This is a genomic window from Desulfobacula phenolica (genome assembly GCF_900105645.1).
In the GTDB taxonomy this organism is placed as follows: domain Bacteria; phylum Desulfobacterota; class Desulfobacteria; order Desulfobacterales; family Desulfobacteraceae; genus Desulfobacula; species Desulfobacula toluolica.
In genome coordinates, this window is sequence record NZ_FNLL01000005.1 from 43,931 (window position 1) to 60,897 (window position 16,967).

At 39.4% G+C, this 16,967-nt stretch carries 12 protein-coding genes; all 12 read right to left on the reverse strand.

The window, feature by feature from the left end:
* Positions 1-10: 10 nt before the first annotated feature.
* The 12 genes from BLT94_RS09235 to BLT94_RS09290 all read right to left on the reverse strand — a co-directional run bounded on the left by BLT94_RS09235 (position 11) and on the right by BLT94_RS09290 (position 16,967).
* Positions 11-1,762, reverse strand: a complete 1,752-nt coding sequence (locus tag BLT94_RS09235; RefSeq protein WP_092233130.1) for a sensor histidine kinase — start codon at positions 1,760-1,762, stop codon at positions 11-13.
* Between the two features lie 275 nt (positions 1,763-2,037).
* Positions 2,038-4,845 (reverse strand): hypothetical protein, encoded by a 2,808-nt coding sequence (locus BLT94_RS09240; protein ID WP_092233133.1) that lies wholly within the window; start codon positions 4,843-4,845, stop codon positions 2,038-2,040.
* 227 nt (positions 4,846-5,072) lie between these two features.
* Positions 5,073-7,757: a bifunctional acetate--CoA ligase family protein/GNAT family N-acetyltransferase gene (locus BLT94_RS09245; RefSeq protein ID WP_092233136.1), complete on the reverse strand. Its 2,685-nt coding sequence runs from the start codon at positions 7,755-7,757 to the stop codon at positions 5,073-5,075.
* Positions 7,758-7,860: 103 nt separating this feature from the next.
* On the reverse strand, positions 7,861-8,355 hold the full coding sequence (locus tag BLT94_RS09250) for a universal stress protein (protein ID WP_092233139.1): 495 nt from the start codon (positions 8,353-8,355) through the stop codon (positions 7,861-7,863).
* Between the two features lie 12 nt (positions 8,356-8,367).
* On the reverse strand, positions 8,368-9,051 hold the full coding sequence (locus tag BLT94_RS09255; protein ID WP_092233142.1) for a CBS and ACT domain-containing protein: 684 nt from the start codon (positions 9,049-9,051) through the stop codon (positions 8,368-8,370).
* 12 nt (positions 9,052-9,063) lie between these two features.
* Positions 9,064-9,750 (reverse strand): CBS and ACT domain-containing protein, encoded by a 687-nt coding sequence (locus BLT94_RS09260; protein ID WP_245743066.1) that lies wholly within the window; start codon positions 9,748-9,750, stop codon positions 9,064-9,066.
* Positions 9,751-10,151: 401 nt separating this feature from the next.
* Positions 10,152-11,054: a response regulator gene (locus BLT94_RS09265; RefSeq protein ID WP_092233148.1), complete on the reverse strand. Its 903-nt coding sequence runs from the start codon at positions 11,052-11,054 to the stop codon at positions 10,152-10,154.
* Positions 11,055-11,119: 65 nt separating this feature from the next.
* The gene (locus BLT94_RS09270; protein ID WP_092233151.1) at positions 11,120-11,644 is read right to left on the reverse strand and encodes a YIP1 family protein; all 525 of its coding nucleotides are present in this window, start codon (positions 11,642-11,644) and stop codon (positions 11,120-11,122) included.
* Positions 11,645-11,888: 244 nt separating this feature from the next.
* Positions 11,889-13,736 (reverse strand): SLC13 family permease, encoded by a 1,848-nt coding sequence (locus tag BLT94_RS09275; protein WP_092233154.1) that lies wholly within the window; start codon positions 13,734-13,736, stop codon positions 11,889-11,891.
* 25 nt (positions 13,737-13,761) lie between these two features.
* Entirely contained in the window at positions 13,762-14,214 is a 453-nt protein-coding gene (locus BLT94_RS09280; RefSeq protein ID WP_092233157.1) for a response regulator, read from the reverse strand.
* 17 nt (positions 14,215-14,231) lie between these two features.
* Positions 14,232-15,941 (reverse strand): sensor histidine kinase, encoded by a 1,710-nt coding sequence (locus tag BLT94_RS09285; RefSeq protein WP_092233160.1) that lies wholly within the window; start codon positions 15,939-15,941, stop codon positions 14,232-14,234.
* Positions 15,942-16,478: 537 nt separating this feature from the next.
* Positions 16,479-16,967 (reverse strand): response regulator, encoded by a 489-nt coding sequence (locus BLT94_RS09290; protein WP_092233163.1) that lies wholly within the window; start codon positions 16,965-16,967, stop codon positions 16,479-16,481.

A 16,967-nucleotide genomic window follows, 5' to 3' on the forward strand; every position in this document is an offset into this window, starting at 1 on the left:
TTTAGTCTCCTTATATATTTATCTGATTATCAGTTATCTGATTATCAGTATCATTATTTTTGTCTTCAATTAAATCTTCCTGAAAAGGTATCCATATGCGAAATTTTGTCCCGATACCGACCTGGCTGTAGACATCAATTTCTCCCCCCATCTTCTGGATTATGCCGTAACAGATTGAAAGGCCAAGCCCGGTCCCTTTTCCAACGGCTTTTGTTGTGAAAAAAGGATCAAATATTCTGTCAAGATTATCCCTTGGGATACCGGGCCCGTCATCTTCAATTGAAACCACCAGTTGGTTCTTTTCAATCCGGCTGATGCTTGTTTCAATCGTAATTGTTCCACCACTTTTCTCCATTGCATCAATGGCATTATTGATTAAATTAAGAATAACCTGCTGCAGTTCAGAAGGAGATATCCTGATATAAGGAATCCCCTGATTCAGTTTTGTTTTAATCATAACATTATTATATCTTGCCATTTGAGCAGTCAGAGAAACAATTTCTTTGATGGCATCATTAATTTGGACATCATTGATTGTAGAATCCGTTTTCCTGGCAAAACTGAGCAGCTTATGAGTAATCTCCTTGCACCGTTTTCCCTGGGTGTTGATCTGGCGCAGGGCCCGCTTGAATTCATCAAAATTTTCAGATCCGTTTAAATCCTCTTCTTCAAGAAGATCCTCTATCCATCCGGCCTCTTCAACCATAATGGCAACCGGATTATTGATTTCATGGGCAATGCCTGCGGCAAGTTCACCTATAGTTGCCAGTTTTCCGCTTTCAATCACCTGTTTGTTCATGACCTCGCTCTTTTTGTCCGCACTTGAAATCAGCTCGACAATATTGCGGGGAAGCATAAAGGCGACTGAAAGAATAGCAATGCATCCAAAAACGAATATGATCAAAGTGAGAAGCTGTGTTTTCCATAAATCATGAAAAGCATCACTGATATCCTGACGAAACACCATTATCCAGTCAATATTTTTAAGCATTGACGTTACACATAAGAATTGATTTCCCGAGGCATCATGTTTTTTTTCAAAAACCGTTTCATTATTGTTATGCCCTCTGCGATCCACCATTGATGCAATGATTGACGGGTTGAATCCCATGTCAGTTTTGGTTTGCAGTTGGCCTTTACTATTAACAATAAAGGCTATTCCGGTTTCACCGATATGAATGTTTTCCACCAAAGAATTAAAGGCTCCGAAATTGATGGTTGACCGTAAAATATAGTCGGAATCATTTGATTTAACCTTGATGGCAATAATAAAATGGGGATGTCCCCTTAACCCGGCAAACACATCACTGATATAAAACGGTTTGTCTACTGCGTTCAAAAACCATTCAGCCTTTGAATAATCTGCATTTTCAAGTTTAAAAGGCCCTTCATAAGCAAACTGAATACCGTTTTCATTGACCAGTCCCAAATCAGTAAAGACATCTCCATATTCATTTTTTAATAATGTCAGATTAGTTTGAAGAAATTGCGTTGGGATCTGGGGCTTACTGTCAAAATACCGGGCTATAAACTGAATATTCCCTAATTTTTCCAATAAAAAAGTATCAATATTCTGGGTGTGCCGTTGAACCAGTTCTGAAATGTGAGCCTGAATTTTTTCAGTATATGTCAGGTTAAATCGATAAAAAAGAATGCCGGTTGTTAATATCATGGGAAAAAATGAAACAATTAATATCAAAACTGTCATTTTTCTTGTCAATATCTGATAAAAAGCTTTTCGTTCTGGTAAAGATTGTTCCATTATGTTTTTCCCTTTTACACTTTTTATTTTTATTTCCTCTCATTTGCTTATTATTTATATCAAAATACATGCCAAACATTACGAAAACCGTAACATAACATAACACATTAAAAAAACAGTACTATTCAATCTGTAAAAACATCTGACACCACGCCCAGACATGTCAGTTTTTTTTACAGGCAGTAAAACAAATTGACTAACAGTCAATAAATTGATCAGTATTTTGTAAAATAATCTTTGGTTAGTTTAACTTTTAAGACTTTGCCGAATTTAAGTTAATTGATTTTTTCGATGGAATACAGATAATTTTTATATGTTGTCAGGTAAAATGACAGTGGGCGTGAAAAATTCCTTCCCAGAATACCATCAACAAATAGCCTGCTGATATACTGCTCGTGTTCCAGTATTTTCTGGGACTGCAAAAAAATAATTTTTTCTTCCGGAGTCAGCCGTGAAACCATATCAATCATAACGGTTCTTGCCCTTGGCAGATACATCCAGAAATAAAACAAATCAAGAGAATTAATAATAATCATTCGAGCAAGATCCTTTACCTCGGAATTCCTGCTGTTAAATAATGCTTCTGATTTTTCAAGGATCTTGAGTTCTTCAACTTCAGGAAAAAGAAGTTCCAATTTTGAATAGGTATCAAACAGATCTGAAAATTTCTTTTTTATATCCCTTTTGCGAAGGCCCATATTATGAAACCGATCTGCCGTCCCTTCTATAATTCCCGCCACGGCATCAGACGCTGCTTTTGAAATGATGGCAGCCCATTTTTGAAGAATAACCTCAACAGCAGCAACACCAAAAAAACTTAACATCCCGCCAACCATGCTGCTGAACACGATTGCAACAGGAATGGAAAGGATACTCCGAAAAAAATTACCGGTTATGGCACCTTTGGGAAGTCCGCGAAATGCATTGTGAGTAGAAAGATAAATTCCATTGGCAAGCGCCATGCCGGAATACAATATCATAGGACTGGAAGTTATATTTATGCCAAAGGTCTTATCAAGGAGAACAGTTTTAATCACATAATCCAAAAGAGGAACTGAAAAACCTGTATATAGCAAGGAGTCTGTCAGTCGCTCCCAACTAATGTAATCATTCCATTTTAGCAGGGAGGATCTTCGAAGGCCGCCTCCCCCGAGAACAGATTGTAAAACATTTCGAATACCAGTAATACCAAACCAGATGAATGCGCCGAAATAGGCCAGAAACCACCAATCTTTGGTAAACGCAAAACAGATAAATGCAGGAATAAAACCAATAATCACTTTAAAGCCGTTTTTAAGTCGTGTATTAAGATTGTTCCAGGATTTTTCCGTAATATTTTTTTCACTGTCCGGCAAATCAAGTCGAAGACCGTTTCTGATGTCCTTTTGTATTCCGCCAAGAGTAACAATATTACCTTTTCTTTTCATATCCATGAAAAAGGCCTCAAAGACCCACTCTTTTTTTTGCACCTGCATAATTTGATCAAGACCGGGCAAGCGTTTTAAAATATTCATCACCCATTTTAAAACAGGATGCATACTGTTTATCGGAAAAGAGGTCACCCTCTGGTTTACTTTGATGTTTGCCGGAAGAATCAATCTGTCCCCGGTATATTTTTGGATCTCTTTTTTTGCTCTGAAAGTCAGTGTGTTTACAATACCAAATCCCATTCCATAAGTTTGATTGGATCTTCCGTTTGAATCACTGCCCAACCTGGATTTGAGCGGCCTTACTGAGTACATGTTTTTCAATGCATCAATATCATGAAGGATATCCACAAGTTTTTTCAACCGGTCTGTCTTATCAACATAATCAGACTGTTCCACACTCGTGATAATTTGCCGGACAACCCGTTTGAGCTTTAACAGGCTTCCGTCATTAATGGCTTCTTGAAGCGCATTAACTGAAAAGATATGATCTGTCTTGCCGAGAATAAAATCTTTTAAATTTACGATTTCAAGCCGGGTAACCAGACCATCGCTTTCATAAAGAATCTCAAGAACGTCTTCCGGTTTCAGGTCACCCAGATTAAGGGTAATTCTAAAACCATGATGAAGCTTTTCAATATTGGCAAGAAGTTCTTTGAAATTCATTTTAAGCCTGTCAGGCAAATCAATATCATTGCAGATATCAAACAGCATGGGCATACCATGATGTTGGGACAGGCGCAAATAGTTGGAAATAATGTCTCTGGCACTAAAACAGTCCATTTTTTCCACCATTTGTTTTATCTTTTGCTGTTCCTCGGCATCAGACATACTAAACATCTGATTTAAATCTTTGATTCGCTCTTTCATTGCAAAGACTGCAAGAGAATGAATATACTCTCCAAGATGAAGGACCGAGGGCTGTCCGGGAAATGCAAACCGCAAAAACTCCTCGGGCACAGGCCGTTTCATATCAATATCAAAATCCCGGCACAAGGTTTCAAACTTCTGCTCATTAAAATCAGACAAAAGGCGTAACACACATTTTTCCTGAAATTTTAAAACCGCCTTCCCCTGTTCCATAAATTCAACCACATGGGGTTCGGCAAGAAAACACAGGAAAGTATCAACATCAGGAAGCCCTCTGGATACCCAGATCAATGAGATGGTACTATTCCGGTAAGCTGCCCAGAATTCAATACCGATTCTAAGATCAATTTCCATAATCCTTGCAGCTTCGATGAGTTCTGCGGCAAATCTGGGTTCAATATAATGGTAATAAATCACTCTTAACCGGCGAATCCCCTTTATCCAGGCATCCATAATAAGATGGGTAGGAGATTTGCGGCCCGATGTATTGGCATCATGCACATGGTCGTCAAAGGTGATCTGGTTCCATTCTTCAGGCATTTCCAGAAGATGATAATGTTTGAGCAGTCTTCTGACAATCCTGGGTTTCCCAAAGGCTGCCATACGAAAATCATGGGCCAGGTGCAGTTGAAGAGAATAATCTCCTTTTGCCCTGACAAGCTCCTTCATTATTTGAAGCAGAACCCTGGCAGTATTTTTCGCCATGGGACCGTCAGCCGTGCTGAAAATATCATCATTCAGGCCCTTAAGAGCTTGCAGACGATTTTCTATCTGTCCTCTCTCCATTGACTCGAGAAGGTTTACAATAGAATATGCAGTCCTAAGTCCTTTGGATTCCGCCAGTTCCTTTATCCCCAGAGGGTGAAAAAAAGGGTAATATAATTTACGGGTATACCCAAGGGTGTTATCTGCATCATAGACTGAATTAACAATCCGGATAAGTTCATGGTCTCGTTTGTCAAAAAAGAACTGCTTTATTTTTATACTCCCTGAAAAACTATATTTAAAACCGTCTAATCAAAATGCATATTTTCAAAATCAATAGTTATTTCATATTCTCCTGAATTGGAAGCCCGTTTTAAAGAAAATCCCAATTTTCTGCCCAGCATCAGCATTTGTGTGTTTTCAGCCAGGACAAATCCAACCACATGCTTTACTCCCCTGCTCTGAGCTGCCTTTAGGCATTGTTTGAGAAGAGATGAGCCAATCCCCTTGCCATGCCAGCCGTCACTTATGGCCGTTGCAAACTCACCCCGGGTCTTGTCGGATTCTAGAATAATTCTGCATACACCGACCATTTTTTTATCCTTGCCTTCTCCCATCAGTGCGACAAGCGCAATTTCCCTGTCATAATCAATCTGGGTTAATTTGATAAGCATGGTTTTGGACAATTGTTTTACAGGTGAAAAAAATCTCATATAAATACTTTTGGGTGACAGTGAATAAAAATGCTCTATCAGCAAATCCACATCACTGGGTCGAAGAGGCCTTATAAAAAATTCATGACCATTGACTGTATAATCTTTTCTTTCATACTGCCATGGATAGGAACTGATGATCAAATGCCCGGGGGACGCAACAGATGGTTCGCAAACAATAACCCTGGCATCCACAGCCGTTATCTCACCATTTTCAACCATTAACGGATTGATATCCAGTGCATTGATTTGCGGGAAATCCGTAACCAGCCTTCCCGTCCTTATCAACAATTCCTCCAGCAATGAAATGCTGACCGGTCTGAAATTTCTAAATCCCTTTATAACCTTTGATATTTTGGTTTCTTCGATCATCTGTCGGGCAAGAAGCCTGTTCAATGGAGGCAGACCAATTGCAGTATCCCTGAACACTTCGGTCATGACACCTCCCATCCCAAAAACAATCACCGGTCCGAAATTGGGATCTGTTTTAGCACCGATGATCAACTCATAATCTGCCGGATTCTGCATGGCTTGAACGGTTACACCTTCAATAACAGCCTTGGGCGCAAATTCCTTTGCTTTTTCAATTATTTGAGCAAACGCTTTTTTAACCTCGCCGGCTGTTTTAAGATTCAGGATTACCCCATCGCAATCTGATTTATGAAGAATTTGCCTTGAACAGATTTTCAAAACAACCGGATATCCGATCTGCTCGGATAGTCTTACAGCCGTGGCTTCCGATTCAGCCAGCTGGGTTGTATTGACTGTAATTCCATAAGATTGAAGAAGGTTTTTGGCCTGTATCTCCGTCAAACTTTCAACTTTGTTGGAAATAGCCTTTTTGATTATATTTTCAGCCTTTGACCGGTTGATAATCAATTTTTTATCTGTTCGAACGGGAATTTCCAATAATGTTTCAATATTACGGCCATATTGATAAAAATTCTTAAACGCCCGGACAGCACGCTCTGCTGAATCATAGGTCACAATACCGGCTTGATTTAACACCTGCCGGGCCTGTTGAACATTATCCCCTCCTATCCATGCCGTAAAAATAGGACAAGACAAGGTTTTTAAAAAATTTGTCAACTCGTTTGCCAGCTTAAACGTATCCATTGTCCCGGCCGGAGAACACAGCAACAGCAAGGCATCAGTTTCTTCTGATTTGGCACATATTTTTGCCACCTCAATATAAATTTCGGCTGCTGTATCCCCGAGGATATCTATGGGATTTGCCCGGCTCCAGTTTTCCGGAAGAATTTTATCCAGCTTTTCAATGGTTTCGGAACTGAGCTGCACCGGTTCCATTCCATGGGAGGCCAGGGCGTCTGCAGCCATAACACCCGGCCCGCCTGCATTGGTAATAATTGTAAGGCCGGATACTGAAGGACGGCCCAGTTTTGATAAAAATTCAGAACAGTCCAATAATTCTTCAAATTCATTTACCCGTATAATTCCGGCCCGGCGAAATGCTGCGTCATAAATTGCATCTTCACCTGCCAGGGCACCTGTATGGGATGCCGCCGCCCTGGCCCCGGCTTCTGATCTGCCTGATTTCAAGGCGATAATGGGTTTTATCCTGGAAACTGCCCGGGCCGCACTCATAAAATTTCGAATATTGGTGATATTCTCCATGTACATGACAATACTTTCCACAGAACTCAAAGATCCCAGATAATCAATCATATCTGCAAAATCCACATCTAGCATTGAGCCAAGACTGATAAAATGACTGAACCCTATCTTTTCGCGATGTGCAAGATCCAAAACAGAGGTACACACTGCGCCACTCTGGGAAAGAAAGGCAATTTTACCTGACAAAGGGGACAGATGTGCAAAACTTGCATTAAGAGCCTTTGAAGTGTTCACCACTCCCAAACAATTGGGTCCGACAATACGCAGATTATATTTTTTGGCCTTTTCCAGAATTTTTGCTTCAATCGCCTGTCCTTGCTTTCCGATCTCTTTTCCGCCGGATGATACGATAACAGCGCCTGCCAAACCTGCTTTTCCACAGGATTCAACAATAGGAGGAACAAACTGTATGGGCGTTGCAATGACAGCCATGTCCATATCCGATTCGATCTCTTCAATATTTTTAAACGAAGGCAAACCCATGACACTGGTATGGTTTGGATTAACAGGAAAAATATCTCCCCTGAACCCATTTTTTAAAAGATTGCTCATAATTGAAAATCCAACCGAACCCTTTTTTTCACTGGCTCCAACCACTGCCACTGATTTCGGGTTAAACAGTCTGTGCAAATTAAGTGTACTCATCCTTCATCCTCCCACATTTACGAAAGCCACCCCATCGGACATAGCCTGTTAAAACGATTCAAACACACTGTTTTACAGTACCATACATTCGGTCATTTCACTTTTATTTGCTCCTGGTGAATTTCAGTTCATCTCGGACACTGACGACCGGAACCGAAGAATGCCGAAAGACCTTTTCAGCAACACTGCCAAAAAGAACTCTTGACAGGTTTCCCCTGCCCTTGTTGGCCATCACGATCAAATCGACTTTCTCTGTTTTTGCAGCGTTCAGGATACATTCAAACGGAACCCCCTCATCAACTTTTATGGTCATCTTTGATTTTTCATCGGAAAAATTTTCATCTATCAAATTTTTTATTCTTTCATGCCTATCTTTTCTTAATTCCCTGATATAGTCTTGTGCATTGATTTCATTTGAAAAATAACCGGGGAAATAACCACTGACCATTTCAACACCGTTGATATCCCTTTGATTGATAACATTTAAAATAATGATTTGAGCCTTTGATCCTTTTGCAAACTCTACAGAATACTTCAATGTCATCAAAGAATATTCAGAAAGATCAACACATGCTAATATTTTGTTTATTTTACTCATTGCAATTCTCCTTTATCTTTTAATAATTTTTCTTAATCCCCTTGACAAATCAGCCACATAAAGCAGTTCCCCTATTCCATGAAACTTTTCAACCAAGCTGTCAAAATTGTCGGAATCAATGTCAAATGTATGAAAAAACACCTTTCTAAAACCGTCTTCCATATCATCATAAGAGGTCATGATACTGCACAACCTGCCACCACTGTTCCGAATCATATCCGTTAAATTTTTTATAATGCCGGGTTTGTCCGGCAAATTAAATGCAAACACCTGCCCTTTGTTTGAAACACCTGTAAAAGACACAAAACATCTAAAAACATCGCTTTTTGTAAGGATACCCTCCAGCAAACCTGCCTTATCAACCACCGGCATTCCTGATATCCCTTTGCTCAGCATGATTCCGGCAGCTTCATCAACCGTATGATCAGAATGAATAGTAACAGCAGGCTTGGACATGACCGACTCAACACTAATGGAATCCAATAAAGATACAATCTCAAATTTATCCAGGGTCGTGGCATCAGAAGGGGTAGCTTTTTTTATATCACCATCCGTTACAATACCGAAAAGCTCTCCATTTTTCAAAACAGGAAGAATGGAAATAACCCTTGTCCGAAACAATTTGGCAGCATCATTCAAAGACTCATTATATTCTATGGTAATGACGGACCTGCTCATCCATTCTTGTATAACCACATTACACCTCCTTTATCTCCTAATTATTTTCCGAAATCCCCTTGACAGATCAGCCACATAAAGCAGTTCCCCTGCCCTGTTAAATTTTTCAACCAGATTGTCAAAGTTGTCGGAATCAATGTCAAATGTATGAAAAAATACTTTTCGAAGTCCTTCTTCTATATCATCGTAAGAGGTCATGATGCTGCACAGCCTGCCGCCACTGTTCATTATCATATCTGTTAAATTTTTTATAATGCCGGGTTTGTCCGGCAAATTAAATGCAAACACCTGGCCATTATTTGAAACGCCGGTAAAAGACACAAAGCATCGAAAAACATCGCTTTTCGTAAGAACACCCTCCAGCGAACCGTCAGAATCAACAACCGGCACTCCTGATATCCCTTTGCTCAACATTATTCCGGCTGCCTCATCAACCGTATGATCTGAATGAATGGTGACAACAGGACTGGTCATGACAGACTCAATCCTAACAGAATCCATTAATGAAAAAATTTCAAACTTATCCAGAGCCGGTGATTCAGAAGGAGCTGCTTCTTTAATATCACCGTCAGTTACGATACCAATCAACTCTCCATTTTTTAAAACAGGGAGCATGGAAATCACCTTTGTCTGAAATAATTTGGCCGCATCTTTCAAAGATTCGTTATAGTTTATAGTAATTACGGATCGGCTCATCCATTCTTTTATCAACATCATTAATCTCCTGTAGTTTACGCATCATTCTTAACAGACCCTTGCCTGTTATATTCTTTAATAGCAATTGACGTGCCAGTTTTATAAAAAAAATAAAACCCACGGGTATAAAGCTTCTATGGCTCTCAAAGCACAAAAAAAATACCTGGTCTTTCAAGAAACAAAGACAACAATCATGCAGGTTGTAAAAGAAGCTGACACAGGCAAGGGGGAAGCAATTTGATATAATTTAAAAGAAATAGTCCGGGAAAAAGCAATGAAGTCAAATCAGTAGTGTCAGGCTTGTATTATTGCCTTTTGTTTATCAAAAAATAATATTTTTGATAAACAATAAAACAAACCTGACACAGTTTACTATAGTTTAAATCCTAAAGTTGAGTTACTTAAAAAAAACAGCTCCTGTCTTATGAATTTAAAATTTTTTCCATTTCAAAAAACAAATCCTGTTCCCTTATCACACCCACGGTTTTGCCTGACAATGTCACAAGAAGGCGTCTTTCCTTTTTATAAATCATTAGATATGCAGCCTCCATCAGGTTGGAATTGCTCTCAATGGAAACAGGAGAGGGAGACATGACATCACTGATGCATTTGTCTTTTATAGCAATGATCCCCTTACTGAACATTCCTTTCCAAAACATTGGGGAATATTCAATACTGTCTGCCAGGGATGGCTTGGGTGCGGTAAGATAGGCCGGCATGATCATTTCCAAGAGATCTCTAATGGTTAAAATTCCGTTTATCTCATTATCATCCCCTTTCACAAGAATAGACCGATGACCGGTTTCCATGAGCCGGTTTGTTGCCATCTTTGTGATAAAGGATTTTTTAAGTTCGTTGAGTGCTTCAAATATGGTTTTACCTTCATTTATAGTTGTGTACTCTGTAATGGGAATCATAACAGATGTAACCTTTCTTTCTTCCTTGTCGGATAATTCACCTGGCATATGACAGGCTTCCTTGATCTTTTCCGCCAGCAAATCAATATCACATGGTTTGCTCAGATAATCAAACGCCCCTTCAACCAGGGCCTCCCTTGCTGAAGGGATGCCCCCGTGGCCGGTCAGCATGATAACCGGCAAATCAGGATTGATTTTTTTTATTCTTGCCAGGGCCTCGTGGCCATCAATTCCCGGCATTTTAATATCCAAAATAACCACATCAGGAGCTTCTGATATTTTTTCAAGAGCTTCCTCTCCACTTTCTGCAAGAATTGTTTCAAACCCTTTTTTCATCAATATTTTTTTGGTCGTATCCCTGAATCTTTTTTCATCATCAACCATTAACACTTTTATTTTTTTTGTCATCTGTGTTGTCTCCTTATTGATCAGTGCTTTTCATACTATTTGTGCGATATTATCGGATTTTATCCTTAATTAACGAATGCCATGATTGCTGAATATATCAAAAAAAACTGAATGGTCATGGAAACCAGCAAAATAAACAATACCTGTTTCCATGTTAACATGCAGGTATTTTTAAAACCCGTATATATCAGCCACCATTTCCAAGGCTCTGAAAACCACAAAAGAAAAGGAAGCCACGATATAAACAGGGTCACCCCGGATGAAAATGCATACAGACTGAAAATGATAAAAAAAGAGGTGCGTTTACCCAGAATCATTGCCATTGAAATATACCCCAACACTGACGAGATAAGTATCATTCCTGACGCATTGGCAAAAAAAATGACAGCCATTACCCAGACAGGTTTAGAATATGCCCCGGTTAAAAGACTTGCAATGGTGAAAAAAACACAGGCAATCATCATAAATCCCAAAGTTTTTCTCAAAGTTGCCTTTTCCGGAAGCTCCTTAAAAAACTGCCCTGGTTCTATCAAAAGCTGAATCAGAGAATAAGAGTAAAACTGCCATGCTTTTAAACTTGATTCCAACATAATCGCACTCTCCTTTAGATATCTTTGTCTGAATCAATCATGTGCTTGTTCACAGGTCATACCAGTTTTGAAATCAAACCGAAAAAAAGCATGATAATTGTCATAAAGAAAAAAATTTTACGTTCAGTCTCTTTGCTGAAAAACAATTTTGTATTTTTCACTATTGTTTTCTTGGCTTTTATATTTTTTATATCTTGTTTTATTTCTATTTGTTTATTCATAACAGCATCCGTTTAAAATCAAGTTAAAATCCGGGCATCATACCAAATCCCCTGAATGACCAGAAAACACCAGTCATAAAAAGCAATACAACATTGGCCAGGAAAAATATGGGAATGCCAACCCTGAGATAATCCTTGGGCTCAAGATATCCGCTGGCGTAAACAATTGCATTGGGAGGCGTGCCTATAATCAGGCAATAGGCAAATGATGAGGCAATAGCTGTAGCCATGGCCATGAACGGCAGATAAGTGGTTCCGGGATGAACCATACCAGCCATGTTCAGAGCAATCGGCCCGACTGAAGCTGCGGCAGGACCGTCTGCCATAAGGTTTGTAAGAATCGAGGTCAATCCGTTACTGACCATCATTAAGGGAAGACCGGCTTCCATACCAAATTGTGCTAAAAAGTCTATGACGGATCGAGCCAGCCAGTAAGCTGCACCGGTATTATCAAGTGTCCTTCCAAATATGATGGCACCTGCATATAGCCAGACAACCCCCCAATCCACTTTGTCCTGGTAATCGCGCCAGTTGACAACTCCGGTAAGAATATAGGCCACGGCACCTGCTACGGCAATAACACCAATGCCAAGGCGGATGGGATAAATACCCATGTTAAAAAACACTTTCTCCGTAAACCATCCAAACACCATGATAACAAATATAATCAGGGCCCATATCTGCTTGGAATTCCATGATCCCATTTTATCGATTTCTGTTCTTAATTGATCCATTGCAGGTGCCAGGGAAACGATTTTGGGCCTGAAACGAAGATTTGTGACAAACCAGGTAACTGGAATCATAACAATGACAAACGGAAAACAATAGGTAACCCATTGAAAATAACCGATATCAACCCCAAACATATCAGTTAAATAGGTCATCATAATAACATTCCTGGCACCGCCGGAAGGCGCTCCAGGGCCACCTATATTGCAGGCCATGGCAATACTGATCATTAAAAGTTTTGCAAGCTCCTTATCCTCCGGCACTTCATCAGTCAAGCTGTTCTGGTATAACAGCATCCCAATGGGAAGAAACATGGCAGCCAGGGCATGATCCGATATAAATGCGGCCAGAGGTGCAATAATGACAAAGAAAATCAAGGTGATCCATTTGGTATTGGGGACGGCCAGTTTTTTAAACATTGCCATGCAGACCCGTTTATCAACACCTGTCTTAACAAAGGCCGCAGCAAACATAAGACTGCCCATGATAAACCAGCAGGCATCACTCCAGTACAGCATAGCCACTTCTTTTCTTGAAACCACCCCGGTAAAAACAAGGATCAGGCCAATACAAAAGGCAACTGCCGGCAAGGGAATACACTCGGTTAAAAAACAAGCCACAACAAACAACCCCATGGCAATGGAAACTTTTATATGCCAGGCACCCTTGTCGGCAGCTTTTTTATCATTTCCTGTCAGGTCTTCATATTTCAATCCTTCTTTTCTAAGATTTAATGCATTTTCCATAAATGTCATAAAATCTTTTTCAGGCACATTGTCTTTTATATAGTCATGGGCCTTATCAAAATTTTTCTGGCTGGCACCCATCTTATATTTTTTGCACCATTTGATATCGCGTTTCAGGAAACGTTCTTTTTGCAAAGCGCCTAACCGCATGTTCTGTTCCATCATTTTGGCAATGAGCAATTGCCATTGTTCTGAATCGGAACTGGTTTTATCAAACAGTTCTGTGGTAATAAAGTTCACAACAGCTTTGGGACCAACTTTAAATTCAGTACCGACATCTTTCATGCCATTTGGGGTAGGCATCAATAAAACCAAAATTAAAAGGATGACCGGGACGCAAAAAATTTTCCAGTCTATATATTTATCATATCCAGTGACTTTCTTTTCTTTTTTCATTTATCAACCTCCAGTATACAAAATTTTATTCATCATCATCTTTGAGAATTTCGCGAGGGGATCTCATATATTTTTTTGTTTGAGCCGTCCTGATTTTTTCCTCAAGTCGTTGCCGTTTTTCAAATGCAGCTATGGCTTTTTCCATAATTTCATCAATATCGGCAGGTTTCATGAGATAATCACAAGCACCGGATTTAAGACCGTCAATGGCCGAGTCCACAGTGGCATGCCCGGTCAGCATAATGACCTCCACCAGAGGATACATGGATTTGATTGCCTTTAAAGTCTCATTTCCATCCATCCCCGGCATCTTGACATCAAGAATCACCACATGAACATTCTTTGTTTTAAGAAGTTCAAGAGCCTCCTTTCCGCTTTGAGCAATTAATGTCTCATACCCTTTTTTTTCGATCAGTTTTTGGGTTGTTTGAAGATAACGAGCCTCATCATCAACCAGCATAAGTTTCATTTTTTCCACAGCTAAGCTCCCTCCTTTTAATAATGTTTAACCGGCAGACAGATCACAAATGTCGTGCCTGTATTTTGTTCACTTTTCACTTCCATGACCCCGCCAAAACTTTCTATAATCCCATAACAAACGGAAAGCCCAAGTCCAGTACCCTTACCAACAGGTTTTGTTGTAAAAAAAGGAGAAAATATTTTTTCAATATTTTCCGGACTGATGCCTATTCCATTGTCAGTGATTTTTATTTCAATTTTATTTTCATTTTCCTTACAAACCGCAATACTCAAACGCCCCCCTGATGAACCATGCCTTTCTTCGATTGCATCCATTGCGTTATTTAAAAGATTAAGCATCACCTGCTGAAACTGGGATGGATCACCCAGAAACCCTGGAACATCTTCTGAAATATCTTTAACAATCTTGATACCGCTGACCGTTGCTTTTTTTTCTATCATCTTGATAATTTCAGGAATAATAATATAAGGATGCAGCAATTGCTCTTTTGTTTCATTCTCCCGCCCGAACTTTAAAATGGCATGAGTAATTTCAGAGCATCGGTTCACCTGGAGTTTGATCTGGTCCAGTGACTCCTCAATATCCTTTATCTCTTCGTTTTTGGGAATTTTGTCATTACCGAATACTTCATCAAAAAGGGTTTCAATCAAAGAGTATTCACTTTTAATAATTTGCAGTGGATTGTTGATTTCATGGGCAAACCCGGCTGCCATCTCACCGATTTCAGCCAATTGAGTAGCCCTGATCAACTGATTTCCAAGACTTTTCTTTTCCATCCCCAACTGCTCAATCCTTTTGAGGATGCGTTCAGTTGTATACAGAGCAATAACGACAATAATCGCCCCGCCGAGAACCATGATCAATATATTGATATACAAAGCGGAATATAAATATTTATAGGCATCCTTTTTTTCCTGGCGTACCACCAGGAGCCACTCTCCATTTTTAAGCCAGGTGGTTGCATACACATATTTATTCTTTGCCGAATCGGCTTTAATAAAGGTATGAGTTGTGTTTTGCAATTTTGGGAAACCGGAATAGTCCGGATCCATGTTCAAAACACGGGTACCATTAGACCGCCTAAGGGTTTGTGCAATTCCGTTTTTATTTAAAATATAAGCCTCTCCTGTTCTTCCGATTTGCACTTTTGATACCAGGGTGTCAAAAAACAAAGTATCAATGGTTGCACGAAGTACCCAGGTTTTATCCCCGCTGCCCTGCCGCACAGCAATTATAAAATGAGGGACATTTCTATACCCCAAAAAAACATCGCTGATATAGTATCCGGTCTGCATTACTTTTTTAAACCACACCTCATCCTTGTATACTTTTCCTTTCAACGGATATTTGCCGGAATATCTTATGTGGATGCCCTGAGAATCAAAAAGCCCCAGATCAACAAAAGCGCTGGATCGATCTTTTAAATTTTCAAATATGGCATTAATGGTCTGGGTCGAGTTGATTTGTTCAAAACTATAGGTGTTTGTGATAAGTTCAAGATCTGAATTGCGCTCTATCAGAAAAGACTCAATCATACCACAATGATCTTGTACGATCCTTTTCAACGTGTTGACGGTCTTGTTTTCAAGTGCAGTAGTAAAAAAATAGAAACTTACTCCAATGGCCAGTAAAAAAGGGATAAATGGAACAATAATCATATTTGTTAAAATGGTTCGTTTAACCCGCATTCCTTTTTCTTTACGATCTTGACTGTTCTTATCCATAATGCCCTCTTAACTTTTATGGTAATACTGGAATTTATAACTTCATCAAATGAATCTCCAAATCGCAACCAAGTAATAAATAACCAAATAGCAACTATGATGCCGATTTGATTCAAAGGACAAAGAAAAGACACAACTCACTGGAATATAAAAGATTGTTTTATTTTTATACATTGATCTGAGTTTGGACGAAGAAAAAAAGAGTACCAACACATGTCAGGTTTTTTTTCAATTTGTAAATCAATCAAAAAATCAATCGTGTTCAATGTTAACTTTAAAGAAATATCAAAAAAGGCAGGGTAATAAAAGATTGGCAGAAGCAATAAGGATAGGGTCAAACCTGTGTTATTATGCTTTTGCCAACACCTTGACCCCATAAACTGAAAATCATAGCAAAAGAGCCGATAACACAAGTTGGCCCAGTTTAAAAGGTTCCTTTGGTCAGCATGCCGCGTGTCCAGGACGACAAGATGTAAGGGCAACAACAAAAAACTCACATATACTGACCAAAGGAACACAGATCAACAAAAATCGGTATCAGCCGTCTTTGTCAATTTCTCTTAACTTGCGAAGAATTTCTCTGGGCCTGCTTGAGATGGAAATATTTAAAAGTTCATTCAACTTTTTTTCTTCAATCTGTTTTCTGTTCATTATTTTTTTTTTATATGCATCCTGCAGGGTTTCAAGAAGTTGATCCAACTCACATGGCTTTTGAAGATACGAATATGCACCGCTTTTGGTACATTCCACAGCAGAATCAATTGCCCCGTGCCCGGTCAGGATGACAACTTCCATCCATTTATGTTCCTGCTTCAGCAATTTTAATGTTTCTTCACCTGAAATTCCGGGCATTTTAAGATCCACCAGCGCAATATCAATGGTGTTGTTTTTAGCCACCTCAACAGCTTTTTCACCCCTGTTCGCTGTAATCACATTAAAATCCCTCAACTCCAGGCTTTTTTTGATTGATTCCAGAAACTGGTCTTCATCATCTACGATTAAAAGATTTATTTTTTCTTTTTCCAT

Coding starts and splice junctions, on each gene's coding strand:
- BLT94_RS09290 (WP_092233163.1), bottom strand. CDS start 16,967: ATGGAAAAAGAAAAAATAAATCTTTTAATCGTAGATGATGAAGACCAG.
- BLT94_RS09275 (WP_092233154.1), bottom strand. CDS start 13,736: ATGAAAAAAGAAAAGAAAGTCACTGGATATGATAAATATATAGACTGG.
- BLT94_RS09245 (WP_092233136.1), bottom strand. CDS start 7,757: ATGAGTACACTTAATTTGCACAGACTGTTTAACCCGAAATCAGTGGCA.
- BLT94_RS09260 (WP_245743066.1), bottom strand. CDS start 9,750: ATGATGTTGATAAAAGAATGGATGAGCCGATCCGTAATTACTATAAAC.
- BLT94_RS09270 (WP_092233151.1), bottom strand. CDS start 11,644: ATGTTGGAATCAAGTTTAAAAGCATGGCAGTTTTACTCTTATTCTCTG.
- BLT94_RS09265 (WP_092233148.1), bottom strand. CDS start 11,054: ATGACAAAAAAAATAAAAGTGTTAATGGTTGATGATGAAAAAAGATTC.
- BLT94_RS09235 (WP_092233130.1), bottom strand. CDS start 1,762: ATGGAACAATCTTTACCAGAACGAAAAGCTTTTTATCAGATATTGACA.
- BLT94_RS09285 (WP_092233160.1), bottom strand. CDS start 15,941: ATGGATAAGAACAGTCAAGATCGTAAAGAAAAAGGAATGCGGGTTAAA.
- BLT94_RS09240 (WP_092233133.1), bottom strand. CDS start 4,845: ATGGAGAGAGGACAGATAGAAAATCGTCTGCAAGCTCTTAAGGGCCTG.
- BLT94_RS09250 (WP_092233139.1), bottom strand. CDS start 8,355: ATGAGTAAAATAAACAAAATATTAGCATGTGTTGATCTTTCTGAATAT.